This window comes from Rhodococcus sp. NPDC060090 (assembly GCF_042729855.1).
GTDB lineage: Bacteria > Actinomycetota > Actinomycetes > Mycobacteriales > Mycobacteriaceae > Rhodococcus.
Genome location: NZ_JBHWXB010000001.1, coordinates 183,037 through 197,282 on the forward strand (window position 1 = coordinate 183,037; position 14,246 = coordinate 197,282).

At 66.7% G+C, this 14,246-nt stretch carries 14 protein-coding genes; 2 read left to right on the top strand and 12 right to left on the bottom strand.

The window, feature by feature from the left end:
* Positions 1-130: 130 nt before the first annotated feature.
* The gene (gene fbaA, locus ACFWCF_RS00835) at positions 131-1,168 is read right to left on the bottom strand and encodes a class II fructose-bisphosphate aldolase (RefSeq protein WP_378555965.1); all 1,038 of its coding nucleotides are present in this window, start codon (positions 1,166-1,168) and stop codon (positions 131-133) included.
* Positions 1,169-1,293: 125 nt separating this feature from the next.
* On the opposite strand from fbaA, the gene ACFWCF_RS00840 reads away from it, so the two are divergent.
* Entirely contained in the window at positions 1,294-2,199 is a 906-nt protein-coding gene (locus tag ACFWCF_RS00840) for a VTT domain-containing protein (protein ID WP_378555967.1), read from the top strand.
* Between the two features lie 9 nt (positions 2,200-2,208).
* On the opposite strand, the gene ACFWCF_RS00845 is transcribed toward ACFWCF_RS00840, so the two are convergent.
* The 3 genes from ACFWCF_RS00845 to ACFWCF_RS00855 all read right to left on the bottom strand — a co-directional run bounded on the left by ACFWCF_RS00845 (position 2,209) and on the right by ACFWCF_RS00855 (position 4,803).
* Complete coding sequence (locus ACFWCF_RS00845; RefSeq protein ID WP_378492089.1) at positions 2,209-3,327, bottom strand: glycoside hydrolase family 76 protein; 1,119 nt, start codon at positions 3,325-3,327, stop codon at positions 2,209-2,211.
* A gap of 112 nt (positions 3,328-3,439) precedes the next feature.
* A complete protein-coding gene (locus ACFWCF_RS00850) occupies positions 3,440-4,138 on the bottom strand; it encodes a TrmH family RNA methyltransferase (RefSeq protein ID WP_378555969.1) in 699 nt (232 codons plus the stop codon).
* Between the two features lie 2 nt (positions 4,139-4,140).
* A complete protein-coding gene (locus tag ACFWCF_RS00855) occupies positions 4,141-4,803 on the bottom strand; it encodes a hypothetical protein (protein WP_378555971.1) in 663 nt (220 codons plus the stop codon).
* Positions 4,804-4,861: 58 nt separating this feature from the next.
* Between ACFWCF_RS00855 and ACFWCF_RS00860 the strand changes: the two genes are divergently transcribed.
* Positions 4,862-5,308, top strand: coding sequence for a hypothetical protein (locus ACFWCF_RS00860; RefSeq protein WP_378492087.1), 447 nt, complete (start codon positions 4,862-4,864; stop codon positions 5,306-5,308).
* Positions 5,309-5,336: 28 nt separating this feature from the next.
* Here ACFWCF_RS00860 and ACFWCF_RS00865 read toward each other — a convergent pair whose 3' ends face one another.
* The 8 genes from ACFWCF_RS00865 to clpB all read right to left on the bottom strand — a co-directional run bounded on the left by ACFWCF_RS00865 (position 5,337) and on the right by clpB (position 14,016).
* Positions 5,337-6,056, bottom strand: a complete 720-nt coding sequence (locus ACFWCF_RS00865; RefSeq protein WP_378492086.1) for a lysoplasmalogenase family protein — start codon at positions 6,054-6,056, stop codon at positions 5,337-5,339.
* 146 nt (positions 6,057-6,202) lie between these two features.
* Positions 6,203-7,318: a galactokinase gene (galK, locus tag ACFWCF_RS00870; RefSeq protein ID WP_378555973.1), complete on the bottom strand. Its 1,116-nt coding sequence runs from the start codon at positions 7,316-7,318 to the stop codon at positions 6,203-6,205.
* Complete coding sequence (galT, locus tag ACFWCF_RS00875; RefSeq protein WP_378555975.1) at positions 7,315-8,385, bottom strand: galactose-1-phosphate uridylyltransferase; 1,071 nt, start codon at positions 8,383-8,385, stop codon at positions 7,315-7,317. The genes galK and galT overlap by 4 nt, the downstream gene beginning before the upstream one ends.
* 16 nt (positions 8,386-8,401) lie before the next feature.
* The gene (pyrE, locus tag ACFWCF_RS00880; RefSeq protein WP_378492083.1) at positions 8,402-8,941 is read right to left on the bottom strand and encodes an orotate phosphoribosyltransferase; all 540 of its coding nucleotides are present in this window, start codon (positions 8,939-8,941) and stop codon (positions 8,402-8,404) included.
* Positions 8,942-9,020: 79 nt separating this feature from the next.
* Positions 9,021-9,653 (bottom strand): LemA family protein, encoded by a 633-nt coding sequence (locus ACFWCF_RS00885; protein ID WP_378555977.1) that lies wholly within the window; start codon positions 9,651-9,653, stop codon positions 9,021-9,023.
* 147 nt (positions 9,654-9,800) lie between these two features.
* Positions 9,801-10,460, bottom strand: a complete 660-nt coding sequence (locus ACFWCF_RS00890) for a hypothetical protein (RefSeq protein ID WP_378492093.1) — start codon at positions 10,458-10,460, stop codon at positions 9,801-9,803.
* A gap of 28 nt (positions 10,461-10,488) precedes the next feature.
* Complete coding sequence (locus ACFWCF_RS00895; RefSeq protein ID WP_378492081.1) at positions 10,489-11,388, bottom strand: hypothetical protein; 900 nt, start codon at positions 11,386-11,388, stop codon at positions 10,489-10,491.
* A gap of 72 nt (positions 11,389-11,460) precedes the next feature.
* Positions 11,461-14,016 (bottom strand): ATP-dependent chaperone ClpB, encoded by a 2,556-nt coding sequence (clpB, locus tag ACFWCF_RS00900; protein WP_378492080.1) that lies wholly within the window; start codon positions 14,014-14,016, stop codon positions 11,461-11,463.
* Positions 14,017-14,246 lie beyond the last annotated feature (230 nt).

Below are 14,246 nucleotides of genomic sequence, written 5' to 3' on the forward strand. Positions count from 1 at the left end.
GTCCCCCCGCGCGCTCCTGGTTGTGGTGTGGATGGTGTGCCACTTGTTGCGGCCCCCCCCGTATACGACTAAGACGGGGCGCCGGCGCGCCCCGGCGCCCCTTCTTCGGTACTGCTGAACAGCTGGTGATCTACTTGGCGGACACCGAGCGGCCCGCGGACTTGAGGTCGTTGCACGCCTCGATCACGCGAGCGGTCATCGACGCCTCTGCCTTCTTCAGATAGCTGCGCGGGTCGTAGACCTTCTTGTTTCCGACCTCGCCGTCGATCTTGAGCACACCGTCGTAGTTGCTGAACATGTGTGCCGCGATCGGGCGGGTGAACGCGTACTGCGTGTCGGTGTCGACGTTCATCTTCACGACGCCGTAGCTCAGTGCCTCGTCGATCTCCGACTTCAGCGAGCCCGAGCCGCCGTGGAAGACGAGGTCGAAGGGCTTGGAACCGTCCTTGAGGCCCAGCTTCTTCGATGCGGCCTTCTGGCCTTCGTCGAGGATTTCCGGCTTGAGCTTGACGTTGCCCGGCTTGTACACGCCGTGCACGTTGCCGAAGGTCGCGGCGAGGAGGTACTGGCCCTTCTCCCCTACGCCGAGCGCGTCGACGGTCTTCTCGAAGTCTTCGACGGTGGTGTAGAGCTTGTCGTTGATGGCGTTCTCGACGCCGTCCTCTTCACCGCCGACAACACCGATCTCGATCTCGAGGATGATCTTCGCTGCCACAGCATCGGCGAGGAGCTGCTGAGCGATCTCGAGGTTCTCGTCGAGCGGGGTGGCGGAACCATCCCACATGTGCGACTGGAACAGGGGATTCTTGCCTGCGTCGACGCGCTCCTTGGAGATCGCGATGAGCGGGCGGACGAAGTCGTCGAGCTTGTCCTTGGGGCAGTGGTCGGTGTGCAGGGCGATCGTGACGTCGTACTTCTCGGCGACGACGTGCGCGAACTCGGCGAGCGCGACCGCGCCGGTCACCATGTCCTTGACGCCCAGGCCCGAGCCGAACTCCGCGCCACCGGTCGAGAACTGGATGATGCCATCGCTACCGGCGTCCGCGAAGCCCTTGATAGCGGCGTTGATGGTTTCGGACGACGTGCAGTTGATGGCCGGGAACGCGAAGGAGTGTTCCTTGGCGCGGGCGATCATCTCGGCGTAGACCTCGGGAGTCGCGATAGGCACAGCGGCTGTCCTCCAGATGAGTATGGATCGGCTACCCGCTCGGGTGCGGCAGGTGCCCTTGTCCCTGCAGTATGTCAATAGGCACGACGTTTAGATACTCGGGTGGACCTCACATTCGGCACCCGATGCTCCGTCGCGATTCGAAGCAGCTTCCGCACGTCGGTACTCTGGGGATCGTGAATTTTGTCGAAGCCTCGGAATCTGTGACCAATTTGGCCCTGCTCCCGGGCTTCCTCGACCCCGTGAACCTGTTGAATTCGTTCGGCACCTGGATGCTCGTCGGGCTCCTGCTGGTGGTGTTCATCGAATCGGGCCTGCTGTTTCCCCTGCTACCCGGCGATTCGCTGCTGTTCACCGCAGGTCTGATCGCGGCGTCGAAGTCTGCGGAGGTCGAGCCGTTCGCGCCGCTGTGGGTGCTCATGGTGACAATCCCGATTGCGGCGATCCTCGGCGATCAGGTGGGCTACTACATCGGCACCAAGGGCGGCGCGAAGCTGTTCAAGAACAACGACGCGAAGCTGTTCAAGAAGAAGTACCTCGACGAGTCGCATCGATTCTTCCTGCGGCACGGTCCCGCAATGATCTTCTTCGCCCGGTTCGTTCCCATCGTCCGCACCTACGCGCCGCTCGTGGCGGGCGCCGCGAAGATGCCGTATCGCGTGTTCATCGTCTACAACGTGATCGGCGGCATCGTGTGGGGCGCGGGCGTGACGCTGCTCGGCTACCTTCTCGGCCAGATCTCGTTCATCGCCGACAACGTCGACATCATCTTCCTGCTCATCGTGTTCGTGTCGGTGCTCCCGATCATCAGCGAGGTCGGCAAGCGATTCCTGACGGCACGTAAGAACGCCGGAGCAGAAGGCACCGCGTCGGACGAGACCTCGGCGGAGCAGACCGGTTCTGCCAGTGCTCTCTCGGGCGCCGAGCACGCACCGACGACCCCCATCCCGACCGCGCAGTCCGCGGCACAGACCTCGGCACCGACCACGCCGATCCCGATGATCAACACGGATCCGAACAACCGGCGATAACGACGTCGGTCAGGGAGACGCCACCACCGCGTGCGCGGCTTCCATGAGCATCCAGCCACCGAGCTGCACCGACAGGTCGCGTTCCGCGATCGACGACGAACGCACCGTGCCTGCGGCGAACTGCGCGACCGTGCCCGACGAACCGGGCAGCCTCGCGGGCGCGGTCCAGTCACTCCCGAACAGCGGTAGCCCTTCGATCTGCAAGCGGTTCTCCCACGCACCGTCGGCCGAGGCCAGCACGATGCGGCGAGCCGCGGCGCGTGCTCGTACGTCGTCGGAGTCCTGCACCGGCAAGGTGGTCGCGACCACAGCGAGGTAGCGCGCGAGGATGCCGTTGAACAGGCCCCCGTCACCTCCCCCACCACCTGCGATGACGCTCCGTTCGGTGAGTTCGTTGTCGACGGCGTCGACGAGCGCATGCACCCGCGTGCGATGACGAGAGTCGTCGCACCGGGTGGCGAGCTCGGTCTCGAGTCCGAGCACCACACCCTGGCAGTACGAGTAGATGGCGCGTTCGGGTACGCCGTGACGGATGCCGTCGAAGATGAGCCCGGTATCGGGATCGACGAGGCGGTCGTTGATCCACTCGGCCATCTCCTGCGCCCGCGCGAGCTCGCCCGACCGCGCGAGCAACAACGCTGCCGGACCGTTGGCAGGGGTGTTGAAGAAGTCGTCACCGCGTCGCCACGGGATTCCTCCGCCGTGCTCGGGTTGCCACGCATCGTGCAGTTGACCGACGAGGGTGGAGATCGCGGTGCGGTGGTCGATATGCAGGTGCCGTTGGGCACGGTCGAGGGCCAGACCGAGCCACGCCATGTCGTCGAAGTAGTTGTTGGTCCAGCCCGTGATGTTGCGGATGCGATGGCTGCGGGTCAGCTGTGCCACGCGGCGGCGGCCGCGCGGGGTATCGTCGCCGTCCTTCGCCTGCCGCTCTGCGGCGTCGACCGCGAGGTCGATCAGGTGCGCCTGCCACCAGTAGTGCCACGAGCCGAAGAGGCGTTCGCGTCGCGTGGCGGGCCAGCCGACGACACCGAGTTCCGTACCGGGTAACCCCCAGAGTCGACGCACGTGCCGCGCAGCGACGGCAGCTTCGGCTGCATCCGCCCGATCAGCCCACATTTCTGGCATGCCGTAATCTTCCTCGTCCCACAACAGCGGCGGGGCCACATGGCCCGCGCTACTTCATCTGCACAGGACGCGGAGGCGTTACTACAGGCTGTGTTACTACCAAGCTGTGTTGCTACCAAGCGTCGGCGAGGTCGGCGTGCTGGCGGACCCATGCGTGCATGGCGATTCCTGCGGCGACGCCCGCATTGATCGAGCGGGTGGATCCGAACTGCGCGATCGACACCGTCATCGACGCCACCTCGCGTGCTCGTTCGGTCACACCCGGCCCTTCCTGCCCGAACAGCAGTAGGCAGTTGCGGGGCAGTTCTGCCGTCTCGAGCGGCACCGAACCGGGGGTGTTGTCGACTGCGACGATGGTCAGATCGTGCTCGACGGCCCAGTCGATCAGCGCATCGACATCGGGGTGGTGCTGAAGATGCTGGTAACGATCGGTGACCATGGCTCCGCGGCGATTCCAGCGGCGCCGGCCCACGATGTGGACGGCAGCGGCCGCGAACGCATTGGCGGTGCGCACGACGGTGCCGATGTTGGCATCGTGCGCGAAGTTCTCGATCGCCACGTGCAGCGAGTGTCGGCGGGTGTCGATGTCGGCGACGATCGCGTCGCGCGTCCAGTACCGATACGAGTCGACGACGTTGCGGCGGTCGCCGTGTTCGAGCAGTTCGGGGTCGTACTTCGGGTCGGTGGGTGGCTGTGTCCCGAATTCGTCGATCCACGGCCCCACGCCGTGCGGATGCTCGCCCCATTCCGTGGGTCCGGGGACGGTGAGAGGGTCCAGTTCCTGGTCCGGCCCGGTTTCTCGGTCAGGCACGGTCAGAACGTCTCGTTCGAGCCGGATGCGACGGTGAATCCGTGTCCGGTGGTGTCGTTGGTGCACGTCACGTCGGCTTCGGTGGTCGCGCACGTGTAGCCGAGCTGCGAGAGCGTCGCCCCCGCCGGCAGCACCTCCGCAGACCCTTCGACAGGCAGGTAGACGGGACCGCCCGAGCACAGGAACTCACCGGGACCGCTGTCGACCACACGCATCCCGTGACCCCAGTTGACAACGCAATTCTCGGGCTGCGGCGGCACCGGATCGGTGACGCCTTCGCAGCCCGCTTCGGTACGACCCGGGAGTTGCACGATGCCGCACGCGAATGCCCCGTCGGGGGTCGTGAAGTAGTACGACTCGCCCTGCTCGAACGCGACCGCGGCCAGTGTCGGCGGTGCCTCGGGAGTCGGCACCTCGGTCGTCGATGACGGCGGAAGCTCGGACGGCAGTGTTTCCGAGGTGGTGGCTTCCGTGGTGGCTTCCGTCGTGGCCGGTGCAGCAGTCACGCTCGTGGTGGTCGCAGTAGTGGTCTCCGCGGCCGCGGCATCCGGCTCGTCTGCGGATCCCCCACACCCACTCAGAACCAGTACAGCTCCCAACGCAACCACAACCGACGACACGCGCACCTTCACACCGCTCCCTCCGACGAGCACAGAAAGTGCCACTCTATCGACCGACGGTCGACGCGCGGTCACGCGCTAGTGTGGGAGACGGAGGGGCATTATGAAACACAAGCGCATCCTGCGTGTGGTCGCGTTCATCACGGTCGGCTATCTGATTCTGCTGTCGCTCTGGCTGAACCTGTTCTATCCGGATTCCGCCGAAGGCACCGAAGGCTTCCAGGTGATGTTCCTCGTCTGCCTGTACGGCGCGCTGCTGGGTCTGGGCATGTTGCTCGCCGATCACACCACCCGCGCAGACCGCAAGATCGAACGCGAAGGGATCGAGGGCTGGGCGACGATCCGCGCCGCCACCCCGCTCGGCTCCGTCATCGGCAACGTATACCGAACCGAATTGGATCTGGATCTGATGGTCCCCGGTTCCGAGCCGTACAGCGGCAGGGTGGTATTCGAAGCGGACCGCAATGACCTGTCGCGGTTGGTGGCCGGCCAGGTGGTGTCGGTACTCGTCGACCCCGACGACCATACGCGGATCCTGATCTACCCTTGACGAATCACGTGCGCCTCACCGCGACAGGTCATTTGCGTCGGACGAGCGCGAGCATCCCCTCGACGAGAAGCAACTGCGCGGCCGCGTAGGTGGCGAGTACGAATCCTTCCGCTGCCGCCCGCGACGACTTGCTCTTCAGCAGGGTCCGCCGCTCGACGATGGTGCCGTCGGACAGGGTGAACACGAGCCCGCCGAGACCGAGCCAGCTGCGCCGGTCGGCGTTCGGAAACACGAGACCACCGGAGGTCTTCGCTCCGGGTGCGAGGGACGGGTCGGCCGCGAGTGTCGCAGTGGTCGCCAACACTGCGCCGTACGCGGTCAGTGGCGCGGCCACCGAGCGGCTCCGCCACCCGAGCAGTCCGGCGGCTCCCAGGACCGCGGGCACACGCTGCAGCACCGCGGTACGGGTCGGGCGGGCGCCGTGCCGGGCGAGCAACGTCGAATACGCAGTCTGCATCACCGCGAAAGATCCTGCACCGCGCAGGATCCGACTGTCGTCGTCGGGGTCGATCATGAACACGTCGCCCACGGTCGCGGCGGTCAGGCCGACGAGGAGCAGCGCGGCGTCGCCGCGGTCGAGGTCGCGGGAGCGGCGCAGCACCCGCACGGCGAGCGACGGCGCGATCAGCGGCTTCGCGACCTTCTGCACCGACTCGTTGCCCAGGACTCCGCCGACCACCGTTGCCGCGCTCGCGACCGCGAACACGGTGTGTTCGACGCCCCACTTGTTCCGAGTGAACCAACCCATGGGCGCACAGTACCCGGCAGTGCTTCAATGCCTCTCGCACGGTGACGTTCCCGCGACGATCCCAGTTATCTACACGCGCAATCGCGGTAGCGGGAAGCTGGAATCGTCGCGGCTGGACTTCGCCACGCCGACGGCACCGTCGGTGTTCAACAGCGGCACGCACCGGGAGACGGCGTGGCGTGCAGGAACACCGGCGGCGGAAAACCTTGGGCTTCAGCTGTCGCAGTCACAGCCGCCTCGATTCCCGGCACGTCGTTGCTCTCGCACAACGCGATCGCCGAGCCTCCGAATCCACCGCCGACCATGCGCGCCCCGTGCGCTCCCGCCGCGGTCGCCGTGTCCACGGCGCTGTCGAGTTCTGCGCAACTGACCTCGAAATCGTCGCGCAGAGACCGATGCGACGCGTCGAGCAACGGGCCGAGGTCGCGCACGCGACCGGCCCGCAGCGCGTCGGCTGCCGTGCGGACGCGGGCGATCTCGGTGACCACGTGTCGCGCGCGGCGCTCCAGTGTCGGGTCGTGCAGTGCGGACACGGATTCCACTTCGCGGAGGGGGCGGCCCAGTAGCCGGGTCGCCTCTTCCACCTCGGTCCGTCGCGAACCGTACCGGCCGTCGACGAGCCGATGCCCCGTCCCGGTGTCGATGACCAGCACCGTGAGGCCTGCCGCGGCGGTATCGACGGGGATGTGCTCGACGTGCCCGTCGGCGCAGTCGAGGAGCAGCGCATGGCCGGCGCGGCCGCGCAGGGCGATCTGTTGATCCATGCCGCCGGTGGGCGCACCCGCGTAGTCGTTCTCCGCACGCGCACAGGTGCGGGCGAGGGCGTCACGTCCTTCGTCGTCGACAGGGAGCCCGCACAAATCGGCCAGCGCCAGTGCCACGGACGCCTCGAGCGCGGCGGACGACGACAGACCCGCACCGACCGGGACCTCCGACACGATCGCGATGTCGGCTCCGCGGAAGCCGGGCGGGTCGAGCGCCCACACCACACCGGCGACATACGCACCCCATCCTCCGACGCGTGCGTCCGTCTCGACCTCCACGGGGTCGAATCCGGTGCTGTGCAGGCGGAGCCGGCCATCGATGCGACGACGCACCGCAGCCGCAGTCACCTGGGGAATCGCCATCGGCAGGCACAGTCCGCCCGCGTAGTCGACGTGCTCACCGATCAGGTTGACACGACCGGGTGCGCACCAGATGCCATCGGGGTCGCCGCCGAACGCAGTGGTGAACGCGCGCCACGCGTCGCCGGAAATCGTCACGGTGCGAGCTCGCGTAGTCGCTCGGCGATGTGCTCGGGTGTCGTGTCGCTGATCCACGCGCCCATCGCCGATTCGGATCCCGCCAGATATTTGAGCTTGTCGGGGGCACGGCGCATCGAGAAGATCTGGCAGAACAACCGGCCGTGCTCACGTCCGTCCCCGACGGGTGCCTGATGCCATGCCGCGATGTACGGGACGCGGTCGAGTCCGTCGAAGAACCGGTCGACGCGTCCGAGCAGATCACGATAGGCGAGCGCGAGTTCGTCGCGTTCGGCGTCCACGAGCGCAGTGAGATCGGGGACGTCGCGGTGCGGTGCGAGATGCACTTCGATCGGCCACCGTGCCGCGGCAGGAACGTACGCGGTCCACCATTCGCCCGACCACACCACGCGGGTTCCGGTACGACGTTCGGCGTCGAGGATGTCGCGTTGCAGCGACCCGCCCGTGCGTTCGTGATGGTCGCGGGCACGGTCGATCAGCGTCTGCGTCCGCGGCGGAAGGAACGGGTATGCGTAGATCTGTCCGTGCGGATGTTCCAGTGTCACACCGATTTCGACGCCGCGATTCTCGAAGCAGAAGACCTGCCGAACCCCCGGTAGCGACGACAACGCGGCGGTACGGGAGGCGAGGACGTCGATGACGGTGCGGGCCCGTGTCGCGGGGAGGTCGGCGAAGCGCGCGTCGTGGTCGGCGGTGAAGGCCACCACTTCGCACCGACCTGCTTCTCCCGAGCCGAGGGCAGGAAAACGGTTCTCGAACACGACGACGTCGTAGTCGGCCGCCGGGATCTCGGTGGCGGTGCCACCTGTGGACTCGGTGCCGGGTCTGGTCGGGCACAGGGGGCAGTCCGCGGCCGAGGGCAGGAACGTGCGATCCATACGGTGCGCGGCGAACGTCACCGGTTCCCCGGTGAGCGGGTCGATACGGATTTCCGATGTCGCCGTGACCGCCGGAAGTGCACGACGGTCGTGTGCGACACGGGTGGCACCTCCCCCGACGTACGGTTCGGTGTCATCGAAGAAGATCAGTTGGCGACCGTCCGCAAGTTGTGTGACGGTCTGCCTCACCCGTGGGTTCACGGTGTCAGGAGTTGTCGAGGCCCAGGTCGGCGAGGCCGAGCAGCGACCGGTACTCGACGTCTTCCGCGGCGATGACCTCGTCGGCTCCGGTCGCGCGGTCGACGACGGTGGCAACTCCCACGACGATCGCTCCCGCATCGCGCAGTGCCTTGACTGCGGTGAGCGGCGAGTTCCCGGTGGTGGTGGTGTCTTCGACGACGAGCACTCGCTTGCCGACGACGTCGGGGCCTTCGACCTGCCGCTGCATGCCGTGGGCCTTGGCCGCCTTGCGGACGACGAATGCATCGATGGGGCGACCGGGTGCGTGCATGATGGCCATCGCGACCGGGTCGGCGCCCATGGTGAGTCCGCCGACCGCGTCGAAGTCCCAGTCGGAGACGAGTTCGCGCAGGAGGGAGCCGATGAGCGGTGCAGCGCGATGGTGCAGGGTCGCGCGACGCAGGTCGACGTAGTAGTCGGCTTCCTTACCTGACGACAGGGTCACCTTGCCGTGTACTACTGCCAGCTCACGTACCAGTGCAGCCAGTTCGTCGCGGTCGCTCATCGCACATCCTCACCGTCGTCTCGTTCACCGCCGGTGGCGGAACCGGCGCGAAACGAGCCTAGTCGCTGCCGGCGGGGGTTCAGGCGGCGACGGTCCCCGAGCTCTTCTTGTCGCTCGGCTCGGGGGCGGTCTGTTCGTCGGTCCGATTCTCGACTGCGGATGGCTCGGTTGCGGTGTCCGCTGCCAGCGCTGCCGGAACCTCGAACATCGGGACGGCCCGCACTCCGGCCAGCATTGCGAACAGCGACGTCGGAACTCTCGACACCTGGGTGTTGAGTTTGCCTGCCAGGTCGTTGTGGACGCGGACCGCACCGGCGATGCGCTGCTCTCGGGTATCCAGTTCACGGGCGACACGGATGAACGGCCAGTGGTTGGCTCCGTCGCAGACTTCGATGAGCTCGTGCAAAGCAGCTGACAGCGCGTTCTCGGTGGCCGCACGCTCGGGGAGATCGAGACGCTGGTCGCGCATCGCGATGGCGAGGGAACGGGCTCCCACGACCGGACTGATGCGGCTGCGCTCGACACCGGCACCCGCCGACGCCGCGATGAGCGCGGGGATCAGATCGTAGCGATCATCGAGTTCGTTCAGGAGCAGGCGCAAGCTGTCCCTGCGTCTGGTGAGAAGGGTCCGTAATCGTCGGATTCCCAGCCGAATCCACAGCAGCGTCACTGCCACCACTGCCACAACCATCACCACAGCCACAGGTGTCACGGCGAGAAATGTACAGACCTCAATCGGTTCGCACGACGAAGGATCCGGCGTGTCCTCCCGGGCGTGTCCGTACCGTGATCTGTCGAGCCGGCAGATCGGGTCACCGGGATGTGCTGCGACGACCGCGCGTGAGGTATGCCGGGCAGGTCAGCGATGTGCGGACGGGCGTCCCGGATCGTGGAAGCTGCGGTCGACGTTGTCGGGGTCGACGACGGGCGGGAGGACGTGCAGGATGCCCGAGAGGCGCGCGACCGCTTCGATCGCCGCGTCCCATTCGCGTCCGTTGCTTCCCACCGGGATCGAACCGAGCGTCCATGGACCTTCGCTCCACAGCATCTGGACGTGCTCCGGGATCGACTGGGTGAACGACACCATCCGCTGGTCGCACACGCGTCGGGCGATCTCGAGGTCGGTGGAGAACACGATGCGAGGGCCGATCGACCCGAGCAGATTCATGTCGGAGTCCTTCGGCGGGGGCGTCGACTTGAGGCGCAGGTCGATGTCGACGTCGGACCCGACCTTGCGGCGTACCGCGACGATCGTGGCGGTTTCCTCGATGTCGAACAGGATGAATTCCTCACCCCGACGTACTCCGCGCACAACGTCGATCGCGCCGAGGTACTCCTGCTTGGCCAACGCCGCGCGATGCCAGTTGGAGGGCAGCCGCTCGTCGGAGTCGGTGTACTTGTACCCCTGGGCGCGGGCCCAGATTTCCCGCACGCGCCCTGACTGTTCCCTCCGCGTGCGGTCGATGTACAGCAGAGCGAGCGCGCCGAGGAGCGCGATCGCCGCCAGACCGAACCACATGAATGTCATCGCGATCAGCCTAGCGTCTTCAGTTGCCCGGGTTGCCGAACGAGGGGAGCGACGCGCTGATGACGGTTTCGGCCGTCATCTGTCCGTTCTCGACGGGGCTGCCGGTCGCGACGACGGTCGCGCCGATCTCGAGGGCCTCGGGCGATGACCCCTTCAACGTGATGATCTGGGTTTCCGGCGTGAACAACACCGTGGTGAGCGATCCGCCGATGCCGCTGAGCGTGATGCTGCTGCCGTCGTTTGCCGTGATCGATCCCACGACGGCACCGGTCTGGCCGATGACGTCACCGAGACCGCCGGGAAGTTCGTCGAGCGGCAGCCCGAGCGTTCCTTCCGGCGCGGTGGCCGGCGGCGGTGTCGTGGTGGGTGCGGGCGGCATGGTGCGGCTGGTGGCCGGGCCGGTCGCGGTGGGGTCGGGGTCGTCGCTGCTTCCGCTCAGGAGGAATCCGACGATCCCGCCGAGCACGATGAGGACGAGGGCGGCGAGGGCCAACAGACCCCAGCGTGGACCGCGCGGCGTCTTCTCGGGTTCCGCCGGCTGCCCGTAGCCGGGCGGGGGTGCGGCGGGCGGCTGGTATCCGCCTCCGGGATAACCGGCCGGTGGGTACTGTCCCTGCTGGTACTGGGCTTGCGAGTACTGGGCTTGCGGGTACTGGGCCGTCGGATGTTGCGCAGCCGGTTGCTGGCCCTGCGAGTATTGCCCCAGGGGTTCGCCGAGTTGCTGAGTGGGGTTCGGGGGCGGCGCTGCCGAATCGAAGCGCGGATCGTACTGCGGATACACCAGGGTCGGGTTCGTCACCGGCTGCCCGTACGCCTCCGTCGGGTCGTCGGTGTGCAGCACGCGCGTCTCGTCGTCATCCGGCTCGTCGTGCGGGTAGGCACGTTCCTGCGGTGTGCGCGGATCGTTCGGATTCGTCATGGCCCCTCCCAAGGTACCGATACGGGGCCGGTCCCGGTGACTGTTGCCACCGGGACCGGCCCCGCACCGGTGTCAGACGCCGAGGACCAGGCTGTCGGCGTCGTCGCTCACACCGACCTTCACGGTGTCGCCGTCGCGGATCTCCCCCGCCAGCAGCTTCTTGGCGAGCTGGTCGCCGATCGCCTGCTGAATGAGCCTGCGCAGCGGACGCGCGCCGTACTGCGGGTCGTAGCCACGCACCGCGAGCCACATCCGTGCCGCTCCGCCGACTTCGAGGGTGAGACGTCGCGCTTCGAGACGCTTCGCCAGCTGGTCGATCTGGATGTCGACGATCCGTTCGAGCTGCTTCTCGGACAGCGGGTCGAAGATCACGACGTCGTCGAGCCGGTTGATGAACTCCGGCTTGAACGCCATGCGCACCGCCGCCATCACGTGGTCCTTGTCCCCACCCGCACCGAGGTTCGAGGTGAGGATCAGGATGGTGTTGCGGAAGTCGACCGTGCGGCCCTGACCGTCGGTGAGTCGTCCGTCGTCGAGCACCTGCAGCAGCGTGTCGAACACGTCGGGGTGTGCCTTCTCGACCTCGTCGAACAACACCACCGTGTACGGGCGACGACGCACCGCCTCGGTGAGCTGACCACCGGCGTCGTAGCCGACGTAGCCGGGAGGCGCACCGACGAGCCGGGCGACGCTGTGCTTCTCGCTGTACTCGGACATGTCGATCCGCACCATGGCGCGTTCGTCGTCGAACAGGAAGTCGGCGAGCGCCTTGGCGAGCTCGGTCTTGCCGACGCCGGTGGGCCCGAGGAACAGGAACGATCCGGTGGGGCGGTTCGGGTCGGCGACACCGGCACGGGCGCGGCGGACCGCATCCGAGACGGCCTGTACGGCTTCGCTCTGGCCGACGACACGGTGGCCGATCTCGTCTTCCATGCGCAGGAGCTTCTCGGTTTCGCCTTCGAGCATGCGGCCGGCGGGGATGCCCGTCCATGCGGCGACGACCTCGGCGACGTCGTCCGGGCCGACCTCCTCCTTGAGCATCACATCGCCGTCGGACGCGGCACCCGACGCCTTCGATGCAGCGTCGAGCTTCTTCTCCAGTTCGGGGATCCGCCCGTAGCGCAGCTCCGCGGCCTTGCCGAGGTCGCCGTCGCGTTCGGCGCGTTCTTCTTCACCGCGCAGCGCTTCGAGTTGTTCCTTGACCTCTCGGACGGAGTCGATCGCGGTCTTCTCGTTCTGCCAGCGTGCGGTGAGCTGGTTGAGCTTCTCGCGTTCGTCGGCGAGTTCGCCCCGCAGCTTGTCGAGCCGATCCTTCGACGCGGCGTCGGTTTCCTTCTGCAGCGCCATCTCCTCGATCTCGAGGCGACGGACGATGCGTTCGACGGTGTCGATTTCCTCGGGTCGCGAGTCGATCTCCATCCGCAGTCGCGACGCGGCCTCGTCGACGAGGTCGATGGCCTTGTCGGGGAGGAAGCGCGACGTGATGTAGCGGTCGGACAGGGTCGCGGCGGAGACCAGCGCGGAGTCGGTGATGCGCACGCCGTGGTGCACCTCGTAGCGTTCCTTGAGTCCGCGCAGGATGCCGACGGTGTCCTCGACGCTCGGCTCACCGACGAGTACCTGCTGGAAGCGGCGTTCGAGGGCGGCGTCCTTCTCGATGTATTTGCGGTATTCGTCGAGAGTGGTGGCACCGACCAGTCGAAGTTCACCGCGCGCGAGCATCGGCTTGATCATGTTGCCCGCGTCCATCGCGGATTCGCCGGTCGCGCCTGCGCCGACGATGGTGTGCAGTTCGTCGATGAAGGTGATGATCTGGCCGGCTGATCCCTTGATCTCGTCGAGGACGGCTTTGAGTCGTTCCTCGAATTCGCCGCGGTACTTCGCACCCGCGACCATCGAACCGAGGTCGAGGGAGATGACGGTCTTGCCGCGAAGGGATTCGGGGACGTCCCCTGCGATGACGCGCTGCGCGAGGCCCTCGACGATGGCGGTCTTGCCGACGCCGGGTTCGCCGATGAGAACCGGGTTGTTCTTGGTGCGGCGCGACAGGACCTGCACGACGCGACGGATCTCGTTGTCGCGGCCGATGACGGGGTCGAGCTTGCCTTCGCGGGCACGTGCGGTGAGGTCGGTGGAGTACTTCTCCAGGGCCTGGAAGGTGCCTTCCGGGTCGGCGGTGGTGACACGGCCGGTGCCCCGCACCGTCGTGAATGCTTCGCGCAATGCTTCCGGGGTTGCACCCTTACCGGTGAGCAGCCTGGAGGTGTCCGAGTCTCCACTCGCAAGGCCCACGAGCACATGTTCGGTCGAGACGAATTCGTCGGTGAGTTCGGTCGCGAGTTTCTGCGCCGCGGACAGCGCGGCGATCGCTTCACGGCCGAGTTGCGGTGTGGTGGTCGCGCCGGTCGCGGTGGGCAGTTTATCGACGAGGTCGTGTGCCTCTGCCCTGATCTGGGCGGCGTCGACGCCGACCGCCTTGAGCAGCGGGCCTGCGATGCCATCGGTCTGGTCGAGCAGCGCGACGAGCAGGTGCGCCGGACGGATGTCCGGGTTGCCCGCAGCGGATGCCGACTGCAGTGCTGCCGTCAACGCCGCCTGGGTCTTCGTCGTGGGGTTGAACGAGTCCACTACGGGCTCCTTCCGTTCTCGAGTGAGTCTGTATCAATTCTGTACCCATAGACTCGGGTCTGCGGGCACTCGATGGTTTCAACGAGCGCAAAGTTGAGTTTGTTCCACTCAACTTTGCGCTGAATAGTGATTCCCCTCACTATTCCGAACTGTCGATCACGCGACCGCGTCGAACATGTGGCCGACCCGCGAGGAAACGACTACAGTGGCGGCGTCCGAATCAGCGCACT